This is a genomic window from Photobacterium sp. AWH4_225 (genome assembly GCF_056158405.1).
Map to the genome: position 1 here is coordinate 2,074,414 of NZ_JBSWTF010000001.1, position 14,236 is coordinate 2,088,649.

The following is a 14,236-nucleotide window of genomic DNA, read 5'->3' on the forward strand; positions in this document are numbered from 1 at the left end:
GCTATATAGTGTCGCGGTATGTTTCCATTATTCTGCGTTAAGCCTGAGCAGACAAGCTTATTACTTGGATTTGGCGATATGTTTCTCAATTGCCCGCTCACACGCTCATTTTATGCACATCCAGTCGATAATTTTGCTGTTTGTGCTTTGAAGACTAGCTTATCATCTTTACTATACTTAGCTTACAAGCAGTAATGGTTACCTAAATTCCGCTTTACAGCAAGATCACCGCACTTGCAATGCGTTAACAGAACACCTCTAAAAAACACAAAATGTCCTCTGTAGGCTTGTCGTTGGCGGATTTTACGCGTATCGTACTGCCCCTAAATTTTTCAACGATCTGAAACATTTTGAGACAACCTAGACTCAAAATAGGGTAAAATATCCGGATTGCAAAAAACAACCAAATTAGTTATGAATCATTTTGGACACAATGGGATCATCGACTCCCTGCTCGATACCGATGCATACAAACTGCACATGCAGCAAGCCATTTTTCATCAATACCCCAATGTTGAGGCTGTTGCCGAGTTTCATTGCCGGAGTGACGAAGATCTCCGTCCGTACAGCCAAGAGATTCAAGAGCATATTGATCGACTAGCTGACCTCTCTTTCACTCAGGAAGAAATTGACTATCTGTCTACCTTGAGCTTCTTCAAGGCTGACTTTCTTGAGTACCTTGCGTCATTCAAACTCGATAGCAAACAGGTTCAGATTGATACATCAGGTGAGCAACTGGCGATCACCATCACGGGTAAATGGATTGACATTATCCTTTGGGAAGTGCCTTTGTTGGCCATCATCTGTGAAGTCCGTTGCCAGCGTTGCTATCCAGGGTCAACAGCTGAAAATGCCTTAGATTCATTGAAACTGAAGCTGGCTGATTTTTATCAGCGAGCCAAAGATGAAAACATCAACCTTGACGCTTTCTCTTTGGTTGACTTTGGCTCACGCCGACGCTTTTCACGACATGTCCACCATGAAGTTGTCGATTACCTGAAAGATCACATGCCAGAGTTCAAAGGTACATCTAACTACCACCTGGCTCGTACCCGAGGTCTAACACCTGTTGGTACCCAAGCCCACGAATGGTTCCAGGCTCATCAGCAACTAGCCGGCGAACTGGCAGACTCTCAACAGTTGGCACTAAACCGCTGGCTGCAGGAGTACCCTAATTCATTGGGTATCGCCCTCACCGACTGCATCAATATGGATGCCTTCCTGCGTGACTTTGACCTACGCTTATCTGAACGCTTCATTGGCTTGCGTCATGACAGTGGTGACCCAATTGCCTGGGGTGAAAAAGCGATTGCCCATTACCAGTCACTTGGCATTGACCCGAAAACTAAGTCTTTGGTTTTCTCTGACAGCCTAACCCTGGACAAAGCGCTGAACATCTATAAGCACTTTGCCCACCGTATTAATATCAGCTTCGGTATTGGTACCCAGCTAACTTGTGATTTACCTGGTGTCAAAACATTGAATGTGGTGTTGAAGTTGACTGAATGCGAAGGCCGCCCTGTCGCGAAAATTTCGGACGAGCCTGGAAAAAGCATTTGTCGTGATGAGAACTACCTATCACAGCTTCGACAAGCATTTCAAATTGTCAGCTAGCCGATAGCAGAAAAGCAAAAAGCGAGGTCATTACCTCGCTTTTTTTACTATTTAATTGACCTGTGTACCTGTGGCCTATCCGTAGCTGGTCGAGACAAATTACTCTCTTCTCATTACCGCTTCCATTCCAAACTGTTTATTACTCAGAGTCAACGTATTGCTACCAAGGCGGAATTGACTGTCTTGCTGGCCATCTTCATAAATCAGCACAATGCGATCATCTTCAATGAAATAGATACCACGGTGTTCTTTTTTCTTACCGTTCTTTCCAGATACTTCCGCAGAAAACAAGAAGTCAGGACGCAGTGATAAAGCAATCTCTGAGACACTATCACCGACATCTTGCCCAGAGATCTGAGATGAACGCCATTTTCCTGGTAGATTTTCCGGAGCTAACTTAGTGAAGCGAGCACCATCAAGCAAGAATTGGTTGTAGCTTAACATGTAGCTATGCTGCTGCTCTGGTTGACCATGGGATAAGAAAGTCACAGTTGTTTCATCAATATCGTATGTCCCATCCCACTCTTCGACGTTTCCGTCAGTCTGAAGAAGACGAATCACAAAACGATAGTTAGATTTGAACTTGATGTTCATCGCACGATAATTCGAACCTTCACTTTCTACCCCTTCATCGGTATTACTAAACCAGTACCAATCCCCCAGTAACAAAGGGTAATCAAATTCCGTTAAATCTGACGCACGAGCGTGAATAGCAAATGTCGAAAAAAACAGGGTTACAGCAAGAATTACATGTTTCAGCATAGCATTCCCCTAACACCAGAATTGATCACCTACTTTTAACCCTAGTCGGCAATTGGCCGCTAGCATGTAAAAGTTGAGAATTATCAGTGCTAATCTATCCCCTGTCTCAGGGGTGAAACACGAAGAATCTTATACAGAATATCGAGTTACCCTGTCCTCTTTACCCATAAAAAAACGGCACCCAGTACAGGTGCCGTTTTTATAAGGTCTAGCCTATTCTCACAAGTTAGCTTTGCGCTCTTGCTAAATCAGAGGTTATAGCTACCGCTTCTTCAAGGTAAGCATCAGGTGCTTCGTAGTCTTTTGGCACATCATCCAATGTTGCGAAAGGTTTTTCTCCTGCCGCTTTCTGGCGTTGATTCAATCTAGCCAAACGATCTGCGTCTTCCTGATCTTGCTCAGCAATCCGCTTTTTCTCATTAAGAGAAATCGTGTTGATGTCTTTCTCATCACGGTATTTGGCAATGTCATCTTGGATAAAGCCAAACTCCATGTCTTTGCTGATACGCTGATCATGTTTCGTCTTCAATGAAGGCAAAACAGCAGAGAAGTTATAGAGCTTCTGATAATCTGCCGCCTTGATACTGTCCCAAGGCAACGCATTATCTTCGACACTTTCACCCGTTTCAGAAGGATCAACCGCCGTTGGGAATGCAAGATCAGGTACAACACCTAGATTCTGAGTACTACCTCCATTAATACGGTAGAACTTTTGAATGGTGTACTGCACATGGCCCAACGGTTTATCGAACAAGTCATAGATATGGTTTAGCGAGCGGTGCTGCTGTACCGTACCCTTACCAAACGACTGCTCACCGAGAATAACGGCGCGGCCATAATCCTGCATTGCTGCCGCAAAGATTTCAGACGCCGATGCACTATAGCGGTTAACTAGAACAGTTAGTGGCCCATCAAAGTAAACACGATCGTCAGAATCGCCATTCACCTTCACTCTTCCGTAACTATCACGTACCTGAACAACCGGTCCGCTGTTAATAAACAAACCAGTCAGTGCTGTTGCTTCTGTCAAAGCACCACCACCATTGTTTCGCAAATCGATAACGACACCATCAACTTGCTGGTCGTTGAGTTTCGCTAGCTCTTTCTTGGTGTCTTCAGATAAACCCACGTAGAAGCTCGGGATTTCTATCACCCCAATTTTCTTACCGTTTGCTGTTTCTACCGAAGATTTAGCTGCGCGATCTTCTAGGCGAATCTTGTCACGGACAATTGTGACATCGTAACTTTTCGCGTTATTCCCCTCTGGAAGAATCTCCAGAACAACTTTACTACCTTTGGGCCCTTTGATGAGCTGTACGACATCATCCAGTCGCCAACCAATCACATCGACCATATCTTTGCCGTCTTGCGCGACACCTATGATTCTGTCACCTGCTGCCAATTTTTTTGAGGCAGAGGCTGGGCCACCAGCAACCAAAGAACGAATTACAGTATAATCATCAACTACTTGCAGAACAGCACCAATGCCTTCCAAAGACAAGTTCATTTCAGACTGGAATTGTTCAGCGTTACGCGGTGACAAATAGCTGGTATGAGGATCAACTTCACGGGCAAAGGCATTCATGTAGATCTGGAATACATCTTCGCTGTGAGTTTGAGTTAGACGTTTAAGGGCGTTGTTATAACGCTTGCCTAGCGTCTCTTTGATTTCATCCCACTCTTTACCTGCGAGCTTCAAGTTCAGCGCATCGTACTTAACACGTTTACGCCAGATTTCATTGAGCTCGTTACGATCTTTAGGCCAGTCCATTTCTGAACGGTCAATTACCATATCTTCATCGGCATCAAACGTGATTTCACGATCAAGTAAGGTAAGTGCGTATTGGTAGCGATCATAGCGACGTTTCAGCAACGTGTTGAAAATATCGAAAGCCGCCGACGTGTCACCTCTTTTGAGCTGATCGTCCAGCTGGTCTTCCCATTCTTCAAACTGCCGAATGTCGGAAGCAGTAAGGAAACTTTTGTTGAAGTCCAGCATCTCGATATAGCGCGTAAAGACACTGGAAGAAAATTGGTCATCAAGTGAAAATTGCTTGTAATGTGAACGAGTAAAGCGTGAAGCTACTCGTTTACTAGCAGTCGCATGCTGTTTTTCAGGTTCCAGCTGCGGAAGATCACTTAACTTGTATGTCGCCTCTAGGGCTTGCGCTGAGGCTGCTAGCATCATGCCAGCAGCGATCAGTGAGAAACGGAATCGACCTTTCATGCGTCGAGCATTCTCCTTTACGAACGCAGGTGCTCCGCTTTAACTACCATGGTCAAACCATTTGATAGGCGAACACGCACATCGTCCTTATTAATTTCAACGATAGTTGCCGGCATGTTTCCGTTGCCCATGTTAACACTAACGTTCTTGCCAACGACGACTTCATCAGCAGTCAGTGCACGGGTCGTTTCTGCAGGCTTTTTATTTAGCTTAGTCGTTTTTTGTTTTGTGTTCTTTGGTTTAGCAGTTTTTGGACGAATTTTTTTCGCCTTTGCTTCACCATCCTTGCCAGCAGCCGCTTTTGCTTCTGCTTGCTCTTTACGACGCGCACGTACTTTAGCCTTGCTTTCTTCAAGTGCTTGTTTCGCGTGATCTACGTGTTCTTGTTCTAACACACCACAATCGTTGCCATCAAGGTCAACGCGGTTTGCACCCGCTTTCACACCGTGAAGATAACGCCAGGAAGAAGTGTATTGACGCAGAGCGGTACGCAGTTGAGTTTTACTTACTTTAGGGTCTTCGCTTAGACGCTCAGCCAGATCTTGGAAGATACCAATCTTAAGTGGCTTCGCTTCACCTTCAACAGTAAAACATTTTGGGAAACGCTCAGCAATGTAGGCAATGACTTCTTTACTGTTCGTTAGCTTTTCAGAGTTTTCCATGGACTTTCCTGACAAAAGCGAGTTTCCTCGCCGTTAGTACTTTAATCAAAAAGAAATTGTTCCGCTATTATAGTTACCTAACGCCGAAAAACCACCGAAAGCATGCAATTAGAGCCTTTTTTGTAGTTCTTCTAACAAAGAAACCAGCCCATCTTCATCGGATTGACTAAATCTTGATAAGATTGGACTATCAATATCCAACACGCCGTACAATTCGCCTTTTACCGAGAACGGGATAACAATCTCGGAGTTGCTCGCAGCATCACACGCAATATGCCCTTCGAATTGATGAACATCTTCTACACGCTGAACACGGTTCTCGGCAATCGCTGTACCGCATACCCCACGCCCGACAGGAATCCTTACGCAGGCCGGTTTCCCCTGGAATGGACCTAGGACAAGTTGGTCTCCTTTTAAGATATAAAAGCCAACCCAGTTAATCTCTTCTAACTCCATGGCCAGTAAAGCACTAATATTAGACATATTAGCAATGAGATCAGGCTCACCCTCAACCAACGCGATCGCTTGTTTCGTCAGCGTTTGGTAGTTAACTGATCTAATTTCCATGGCTTACTCCTTTTATAGCCGCTAAAATGGCTTTTTATTAATAATGGGAATCATTATCATTGTGAAAAACGATTCAAACCAAATGATTAACTGGTCTTGGCTGGTAAAGCAAGCGAAAAATCACCGTCCCCGCTTGATTGCTGCCAATATTATTGCGCTCATTGCGACCCTTATCAGTGTTCCTATCCCACTGTTAATGCCTTTAATGGTCGACGAAATCTTGCTCGACAAACCTGCTGGCGGTATCGATTTCCTGAACCACTTTTTACCCGAATCCCTACAACAACCTACTGCTTACATCTTGCTGGTGCTGCTATTTGTTGTCTTGATGCGCGTGGCTAGCCAGGCGCTAAACATTCTACAGAGCCGCCAGTTTACCTTGGTAGCCAAAGATATTACCTACAACATGCGACAGCACCTGATCGACAAATTGGGTCGTATCAGCATGCGTCAATATGAAGAGCGCGGTAGCGGCGGTATTACTTCTCACCTTATTACTGATGTGGAAACCATAGATAAGTTTGTCGGTGACACCTTGAGCCGTTTCTTGGTGGGTTTCCTGACGGTCATTGGTACAGCTGCCATCCTTCTATGGCTTAATTGGCAGCTTGGTTTGTTCATTTTGCTCGTGAACCCTATCGTGGTTTATGCCTCGAAGCTAATGGGCAACCGAGTTAAAACCTTAAAGAAAAAAGAAAACCAAGCCTTTGAGCGATTCCAGCAACGTTTGGTGGAAACCCTCGACGGCATTTACCAGCTGCGTGCCGCAAACCGCGAGCGTGATTTCCTTACCCAACTGAAGTCCAATGCCAATGATATCCGTCACGATGCCGATAAATACGCGTGGCAATCGGAAGCTGCTGGCCGTATTTCTTTTTTACTGTTCCTAGTTGGCTTCGAGCTATTTCGTGCCATGGCGATGATCATGGTGCTCTTTACTGATCTCAGTGTTGGTCAGATGTTTGCAGTATTCGGCTACCTTTGGTTCATGCTTGGCCCAGTTCAGGAGTTGCTAGGAATCCAGTTTGCTTGGTACAGCGCGTCAGCCGCTATGCAGCGTCTCAATGGTCTTATCGCTATCGAAGAAGAAGTGCGTCCTGTACAAAAAGTTAATCCGTTCAACAATGATCATAGTCTTGATATTGAAGTCAAAAATATCCATTTCGCCTATGATGAAGACAAAGAAGTCTTACGCGGAATGAGCTTGAGTATTCCTGCTGGTAAACGGGTTGCGCTGGTCGGCTCTTCTGGCGGCGGTAAATCCACCTTGATCCAACTTCTTCTAGGCATCTATCAGAAAGACGCTGGAGACATCCTAGTCAATGGCTACCCGATAGAAGATGTGAGCTATGAAGCACTACGTAACAAAATGGCAGTGGTCCTACAACAGCCTGTATTATTTAATGATACTATGCGCCACAACCTTACGTTAGGCGGTGAATACACTGACGAGCAGCTTTGGAAAGCGCTTGAGATTGCACAAATGACAGACGTGACCCAGCGCCTAACTGAAGGACTCGATACCGAGATCGGTCGGCAAGGTATTAAATTGTCAGGTGGTCAACGTCAGAGGCTGGCTATTGCCCGAATGGTGTTGACCAATCCTGAGTTTGTCATTTTGGATGAGGCAACCTCAGCGTTAGATACCGCAACAGAGGCAGCTTTGCACACGGCGCTAAACCAGTTTTTGGCCAATCGAACCACGCTGATTGTTGCTCACCGTTTATCTGCGGTTAAACAAGCTGATGTAATCTACGTGCTTGAAGATGGCCAGGTCAGCCAAAGCGGTACGCACCATGAATTAGTGAATGAAGAAGGCTTGTATCAAACACTGTATGGTTCTGTACAATCATCTGAAAATCAAAATGATTCGATTACACAAGTACCTGTAGCCAGAATGAACCTAAAATAATAAAATACCGTTCATTTAGATTAATACTTTAAAGGAATAAACGTTAATGACCACAGCGAGACTATGCCCCGGTTGCGATTTACCTTTGCTTCCGCAGGTCGCTGAACAGGGACAAAGTGCATATTGCCCACGCTGCAACACCCGTCTGTACCGAGGTGGTCATTTTCGTTTTTCCAGTGAACTGGCGATTGCCCTCGCCTGCTTAATCCTTTTTATTCCGGCTCACTTTTTTCCCCTGATCACTATCCGCCTGTTCGGAGTAATGATCCCGGCAACACTAACTTCCGGCACCTTCTCCCTTGCGCCTAACTTTCCAGCCGTTGCCTTACTCATCCTGTTTTGTAGTTCCATAGCCCCTTTACTGGTTTGTGGTTCCGTTTTAGGCGCACAAGTTGGTCTACGATTTCGCCGAATCAAACTGTTTCGCCGTTCACTATGGATTATTGAACACCTCAAGCACTGGGCCATGTTTGATGTTTTTCTGGTAAGCCTTGGGATTTCGTGCTTCAAGGTTCAGGATTATGCCGATATCTTTGTTGGTCCCGGACTGTATTCTTTGGTGCTGCTACAGCTGCTAACTGCGCTACTACTTACCCGTATCAGTATCAACCGCTACTGGGAAGCATGGCAACCAGAAACCGAACACAAGAAATACAGCCATGCAAGGCACTGTCATCATTGCCACATGACGCAAGATGACCATGATAACTGTGTTCGATGTGACTTCCCGCTTCACAAGCGTATGCCTCAGTCCATTCAAAAAACCTGGGCATACCTTATCGCAGCGACTGTGTTTATCTTCCCTGCGAACCTATATCCGATTTCTATCTTTCTCAATAATGGTAAGCGTGTCGAAGATACTATCTTCTCCGGTGTCGCCTCGTTGGTGAACTCCGATATGCTCGGCATTGCCATCATTATATTTATTGCCAGTATTGTCGTGCCTGTTGCCAAAATCCTTGGTCTGGCCTTCATCCTTTTGACCATTCAATTCAAACGCAGTGTTAATCATCTGCAACGTATGAAGCTATACCGCTTTATCCAATGGATCGGTAAATGGTCAATGATGGATCTCTTCGTTATCTCGATCATGGTGACTCTCATCGACCGTGATCAATTGCTCGACTTCACCCCCGGCCCTGGCGCTATTGCCTTTGGTGTCGTGGTGGTGCTGACAATGCTTGCCGCTGAAAGCTTGGATTCTCGTCTGATATGGGACAACTATGAACAACGGACCAAATAATCAACAACCTACACCGGTCAATATAAAGCGCGATCGCGGGATTTCCCCGCTGTGGATCCTCCCCGTGCTAGCCTTGATTCTCGCAGGATGGCTAGTTTTCAAAGCCGTCAATGAGGCCGGTGAACGGATCAAAATTCACTTCAATGATGCTGCAGGCTTAGTGGCAGGACGGACGACAATCCGTTACCAAGGGCTTGAAGTGGGTATCGTTCGTGATGTTAATCTATCAAGCGATCTAAAAAGCATTTTTGTCGAAGCAGATATCTACCCTGAGGCCGTGCAAACACTGCGCAGTGGAACCCGTTTCTGGCTAGTAAAACCTAAAGCTTCTATTACCGGTATTTCTGGTCTTGATGCCCTCGTCTCCGGTAACTACATCGCATTGCAACCGGGTGAAGGTAAGTTTGCCAATGAATTTGATGCCCTCGATAACCAACCGGCCGATACCCCAGTTGGCGAAGGTTTGAAAATCCAGCTGCGTGCCCCCCATTTAGGCTCAATCAATATTGGCTCGCAGGTTCTCTATAAGAAGATCCCCGTCGGTGAGGTATACAACCACAGCCTGAGTCAGAACAACAAACAAGTCATCATTGATGTTTTGATCAAACCTCAGTACGCCAATTTAGTGACTAACAAGAGCCGTTTTTGGAATGTCAGTGGCATGAGTGCCAACATTGGCTTTAACGGTGTCGATGTCCAGTTTGAAAGCCTGTCAGCCATGATAAGCGGTGCGATTGCTTTCGACTCACCTGATAAAGGCTTACCTATTGAACCTGATCACCTGTTCCGGCTTTATCCTGATCTGAACACCGCTGGTCGAGGGATCGCGATTACTATCGACCTACCAGAGAACAGTAACATTAGTGCAAGCGGCGCACCGATTGTGTATCGCGGCCTGCAGATTGGTCAGATTTCCGATATCCGACTCGACAAAGAGCGAGGCACCATTGTTGCCCACGCCGCTATTGAGCCAATGATGAGTGATCTGCTAACCACAGGTTCAAAAATGCTGCTAGAAGAGGCTGAGCTCTCTCTCTATGGTGTGAAGAACATTGGTAACCTACTTCGTGGTAACTTCCTAACCCTGATACCCGGTAATGGCGAAACCAGTCGACAATTTGTTGCGATTAACCAAGATGAACTTCAAGAGCAACAACCCGGCGTGGCCTCTTTTGCCCTGTATGCTGATGATAGCTATGGCATCAAGCGAGGGACTAAACTCAAACATCGAGGCTTGGAAGTTGGCCGAGTTAAATCGGTGAGGCTTGATGGCACGAAAGTACGCTTCAGTGTCATTGTACAGCCTGAATATACCAAGCTGGTTCGCTCTGGCAGTCGCTTCTATATCGATGGTGGTATTCAAGCCAATTTAAGCAGCCAAGGGTTGGATGTCTCTGTCCCGCCGGCCGATCAACTGATCAGCCAAAGCATCAGTTTTACCAGTAGTGGCTCTAGCAAAGTACTCAGCCAATACCCGCTTTATAAGAGTCGCCAGCTCGCCACCCTGGCCGCTGAAAAGGCCAAAGGGTTTGCAGCTATCAGCTTGTATGCCGAAGAGCTACCACCGATTTCAGAAGGTAGCCCAGTGCTATACCGCAACATGGAAGTGGGTGAAGTAGCTAGTTATGAACTGACACGTGACGGCGTCACGATAAAACTTAAAGTCGACAATAAATACCGCCACTTAATTTCAGCAAACACCGTCTTCTGGAACCGCTCTGGTGTCGAAGTTGATGCCGGGCTTGATGGCGTACAAATAAAAGCGGACCCTATTAGCACCCTTATTAAAGGCGGTATTGCCTTTGACGAACTAGAGGGCGTGACCAACCGCAGCGGTAACCGTTACAAACTTTACAAGAGTTATAAAGAAGCCAAAGACTACGGCTTATTAGTTACTATGATTGCGGCTGATGCTAAAACCATTAAGGTGAACACCGACATTCGTTACCAAGGCGTCAATGTGGGCAAAGTGGTTGAAACCGAACCTGACTTCAATACAGGTAAAGTCATCGTAAAGGCGCGTCTGTTCCCGAAATACGCCGAGCTATTGGCAAAAGTTGATAGCCAGTTCTGGATTGTCAGCCCAAAGATCAGCATCACCGGAGCCAAAAACCTTGATACCCTGCTCAGCAGCTATATTGCTGTCACGCCGGGTAAAGGCCATTACTCGCAAAGCTTCACGCTAGGTAATGCCCAACTGCAAAATAAAGGGCTGAGCGTGATATTGGAAACTGAAAAACGTAATTCCATCAGTGAAGGAACACCGCTGCTATACCGTGATATCCAAGTGGGCGAAGTGGTAAAAGTAAGCCTTGGTGAACTGGCCGACAGAGTAATTATCGAAGCTCAAGTTGAACAGGACTTCAGCCACCTAGTCCGAACAGACAGCGTATTTTGGAATGTGTCCGGTATCGATGTGACCATTGGCCTAACAGGTGCAACAGTCCAAAGCGGCACGGTTGATAGCCTTATCCGCGGTGGCATTGCTTTCGCAACGCCGGAAAGCCAACCGCTTTCTCCGATAGCCAAAAGCGACAGCCACTTCTTGCTGCACGAGACAGCCAAACCTGAATGGAAAACCTGGCGAACAGCCATTCCAAAACACTAATTCGTAAAACCATTTAAAAGAAAGGAGCAGCAATGCTCCTTTCTTTTACCTATCTACCTACAAATGATAAACTTCCGCCCCACTGCTAGATAATCGAGACATTCCCTTGCATTCTAATATCCATATCCCAGACGCATTCATCGAGCAAATTCGCCAAATCATGCCAGAGCACCTGAGCATGGATGAGTTCATCGCTAGTTGTAAAACCCCTTTGCGTCGAAGCATCCGAGTTAACACCTTGAAGATCAGTGTGGAAGACTTTCTCGCCCGTGTTGCCGATAAAGATTGGACTCTCACACCTGTTCCTTGGTGTGATACCGGATTCTGGATTGAGCGTGAAGATGAAGAGTCAGTCTCGCTAGGCAATACAGCAGAGCACATGGCGGGTCTTTTCTACATCCAGGAAGCCAGCTCTATGATGCCTGTTGTTGCGCTACTAAAAGACAACGACAAGCTCGATTGCGTGCTTGATATGGCCTCGGCACCAGGCTCGAAAACCACTCAAATCGCCTGCGCAATGAAAAATGAAGGTGCCCTAGTTGCCAATGAACTAGCAGCTAGCCGCATCAAAGTTCTCCATTCGAACCTGCAACGCTGTGGCGTGTTCAATGCTGCACTTACCCACTTTGACGGCTGTGTCTTCGGTGGCTGGGCCCCTGAGTCCTTCGACTCTATTCTTCTCGATGCCCCATGCTCCGGAGAAGGTGCAATTCGTAAGGATGATGATGCAATGGCTAACTGGAGCCTGGCATCGGTTGAAGAGATTGCCGCAGTGCAGCGTGACCTGATCATCAGTGGTTTCCAGGCCCTGAAACCAGGCGGTGTAATGGTTTATTCCACCTGTACCCTGAACTTAAGCGAAAACCAAAAAGTCTGTCAGCACCTGAAAGACACGTTTGGTGATGCTGTAGAGTTTGAATCATTATCTGATCTGTTCGATGGTGCTGATAAAGCACTGACAAAGGAAGGCTTCCTGCATGTTTATCCGCAGATCTTCGATAGTGAAGGCTTCTTCGTGGCACGTATTCGCAAGCTTGCAGCTGTTGAATCTCCTGCTGTTAAAAAGCGTAAGGGTAAGTTCCCATTCAGCCTGGCAAGTAGCAAAGATAGCCAAGCCATTACCCAAGCATTCAAACAGGATATTGACTTAGATATTCCTGCTGACAGTGAAATCTGGCTACGTGACAAAGAAGTTTGGTTGTTCCCAGCAAAACTTCGCACACTTCTGAGTGAAATCCGTTTCCAGCGCATTGGCATCAAGCTAGCGGAACAACATAAAAAAGGTTACCGCTGGCAGCACGAAGCCATTATGACCTTGGCAACTGGTGAAGAAAAAACTGCCGTTGCACTTGATGCGGCGCAAGCAAAAGAATGGTTTATGGGACGAGATATTCGACCGGAAGACCTATCCGGCAAAGGTGAGGTGATTGTCACTTACCGTGACTACCCGATCGGGATCGGCAAATGGGTCGGTAACCGCATTAAAAATGGATTGCCTCGCGAGCTGGTAAGAGATACCAACTTATTTGACATCTAATTTCTAGTTTCTGAGCAAGTATTTTATCGCTTTAACTACTAGCATTAAGTTACTGCAACAGATTTGGTCAGAGAACAGGACATTTTTGTTAAGTATCAGAGATGAATAACATTCTTAGTGGTAAAACTGGCAAATCATACTGCTTGAACTAACATTGAAAGTGTAATTGATCTCCATTTACTAACCAGTTAGCGCAAGGCTCTCACGAGCCATTCCCCTAAGCCCGAAACAGGAGTCGTTTCGGGCTATTTTTTGTCTACCTCCCCCGCATTAAACTTTCCACAACAGCCCCCAGCAGCACATTGATTTTTTTGTTCATACTCAAAGCTAAATATAGCCATCAGCCATCTTGAATAATTAAAACTGACTATAATCAATGACTTAAAACCAAAATATTCCATTCGATTTTTTCGAATATCTTCACCGATTTTTTCCGCTATCTTCTTATGCTGCCCATTCGTATAGTTAGTTCCAAGCCAAACGGCAATGCATTTCAAGGAGCAAACTATGTCAAACGTTCTAGTACTAAAATCAAGCATTCTCGGTGACTACTCACAATCAAACGGTCTTATCGATCATCTGGTAGATTCGATGAACACCACTGCTGTAATTGAGCGTGACCTAGCAGCACAGCCATTGCCTGTTCTAGATGGCGAAATTGCTAGCGGCCTGCGTGGCGGTGAAAACCTAAATGAAAAGCAACTTTCAGCACTGGCATTGTCTGATCAACTGATTGAAGAAATCAAAGCCAGCGATACCTTGGTGATTGGTGCACCAATGTATAACTTTTCTATTCCGACTCAGCTTAAAAACTGGTTTGATTTAATTGCCCGTGCTGGTGTCACCTTTAGCTATACAGAGAATGGTCCAGTAGGACTACTAACAGGCAAGAAAGTGATTGTGGTGACAACCCGTGGCGGTATGCACAAAGGCGGTGACACGGACATCATGGTGCCTTATCTGAAAACCTTCCTGGGTTTTGTCGGCCTAACCGATGTTGACGTGGTTTACAGCGAAGCGCTAGCAATGGGCGAAGAAATGGCAGCGAAAGGTATTGCCCAAGCGAAGCAAGAGCTTGAGAAGCTAGTTCAGTAACCCTTAGGC

The 14,236-nt window shown here is 45.9% G+C and carries 10 protein-coding genes; 6 read left to right on the plus strand and 4 right to left on the minus strand.

Features of this window, described 5'->3' with window-relative positions; genetic code table 11:
- Window positions 1-414 precede the first annotated feature (414 nt).
- Window positions 415-1,614 (plus strand): nicotinate phosphoribosyltransferase, encoded by a 1,200-nt coding sequence (gene pncB / locus ACXAD4_RS09910; protein WP_475241034.1) that lies wholly within the window; start codon window positions 415-417, stop codon window positions 1,612-1,614.
- A 99-nt stretch (window positions 1,615-1,713) separates the two neighbouring features.
- Here pncB and ACXAD4_RS09915 read toward each other — a convergent pair whose 3' ends face one another.
- From ACXAD4_RS09915 to ACXAD4_RS09930, 4 genes are all read right to left on the minus strand, one after another.
- Window positions 1,714-2,376, minus strand: a complete 663-nt coding sequence (locus ACXAD4_RS09915) for a lipocalin-like domain-containing protein (protein ID WP_475241036.1) — start codon at window positions 2,374-2,376, stop codon at window positions 1,714-1,716.
- Between the two features lie 226 nt (window positions 2,377-2,602).
- Window positions 2,603-4,603, minus strand: a complete 2,001-nt coding sequence (gene prc / locus ACXAD4_RS09920) for a carboxy terminal-processing peptidase (RefSeq protein WP_475241038.1) — start codon at window positions 4,601-4,603, stop codon at window positions 2,603-2,605.
- A gap of 17 nt (window positions 4,604-4,620) precedes the next feature.
- Complete coding sequence (gene proQ / locus ACXAD4_RS09925; protein WP_107298191.1) at window positions 4,621-5,265, minus strand: RNA chaperone ProQ; 645 nt, start codon at window positions 5,263-5,265, stop codon at window positions 4,621-4,623.
- A gap of 108 nt (window positions 5,266-5,373) precedes the next feature.
- Entirely contained in the window at window positions 5,374-5,832 is a 459-nt protein-coding gene (locus ACXAD4_RS09930; protein ID WP_475241040.1) for a GAF domain-containing protein, read from the minus strand.
- 82 nt (window positions 5,833-5,914) lie between these two features.
- Here ACXAD4_RS09930 and ACXAD4_RS09935 point away from each other — a divergent pair, with 82 nt between their 5' ends.
- The 5 genes from ACXAD4_RS09935 to ACXAD4_RS09955 all read left to right on the plus strand — a co-directional run bounded on the left by ACXAD4_RS09935 (window position 5,915) and on the right by ACXAD4_RS09955 (window position 14,227).
- A complete protein-coding gene (locus ACXAD4_RS09935; protein WP_475242750.1) occupies window positions 5,915-7,744 on the plus strand; it encodes an ABC transporter ATP-binding protein in 1,830 nt (609 codons plus the stop codon).
- A gap of 46 nt (window positions 7,745-7,790) precedes the next feature.
- Complete coding sequence (locus tag ACXAD4_RS09940; RefSeq protein WP_475241042.1) at window positions 7,791-8,987, plus strand: PqiA/YebS family transporter subunit; 1,197 nt, start codon at window positions 7,791-7,793, stop codon at window positions 8,985-8,987.
- Entirely contained in the window at window positions 8,968-11,595 is a 2,628-nt protein-coding gene (locus ACXAD4_RS09945; protein WP_475241043.1) for an MlaD family protein, read from the plus strand. Before ACXAD4_RS09940 ends, ACXAD4_RS09945 begins: the two co-directional genes overlap by 20 nt.
- 106 nt (window positions 11,596-11,701) lie before the next feature.
- Entirely contained in the window at window positions 11,702-13,132 is a 1,431-nt protein-coding gene (gene rsmF / locus ACXAD4_RS09950) for a 16S rRNA (cytosine(1407)-C(5))-methyltransferase RsmF (RefSeq protein ID WP_475241044.1), read from the plus strand.
- A gap of 507 nt (window positions 13,133-13,639) precedes the next feature.
- Window positions 13,640-14,227: an FMN-dependent NADH-azoreductase gene (locus ACXAD4_RS09955; protein ID WP_475241046.1), complete on the plus strand. Its 588-nt coding sequence runs from the start codon at window positions 13,640-13,642 to the stop codon at window positions 14,225-14,227.
- The last annotated feature ends 9 nt before the right edge of the window (window positions 14,228-14,236 follow it).